The sequence below is a fragment of the Flavobacterium aureirubrum genome (assembly GCF_038739835.1).
Classification (GTDB): domain Bacteria; phylum Bacteroidota; class Bacteroidia; order Flavobacteriales; family Flavobacteriaceae; genus Flavobacterium; species Flavobacterium aureirubrum.
In genome coordinates this window covers 1-345 of the sequence record NZ_JBCGDO010000102.1, presented here as the reverse complement: position 1 = coordinate 345, position 345 = coordinate 1, and the positions used below count along the sequence as shown (strand labels likewise).

The following is a 345-nucleotide window of genomic DNA, read 5'->3' as shown; positions in this document are numbered from 1 at the left end:
ACCAGCGATACAAAGACAATCCACAACTATACCGCAAAAGGCAAGAAATTAATGAGCACATTTTTGGCACAATAAAGCGAAAATGGGGATACAACTACACCGATTTAATAGGATTAGAAAAAGTAAACGGCGAACACAGTTTGATTATGCTGGTGTATAACATCAAACGCAGCATCAATATCCTTGGTGTACCCGATTTAATAGCCAAACTCAAAGCATGGAACTCACCTTACAAGAGAAAGGTCTTGTTTTTGATAAAAACGACCTATATAAAACTGTTTTTAGCCACAATTCTTTTTAAAACCAGTCAAAGCAAATCAAAAATCAGCATGGCTTAAAACTCGT

At 35.9% G+C, this 345-nt stretch carries 1 protein-coding gene; it reads left to right on the top strand.

All coding sequences use genetic code 11. The features are described 5' to 3' along the window. A partial coding sequence (locus WFZ85_RS16115) for a transposase (RefSeq protein WP_342697270.1) occupies positions 1-338 on the top strand: 338 nt, incomplete at its 5' end. Between the last annotated feature and the right edge of the window lie 7 nt (positions 339-345).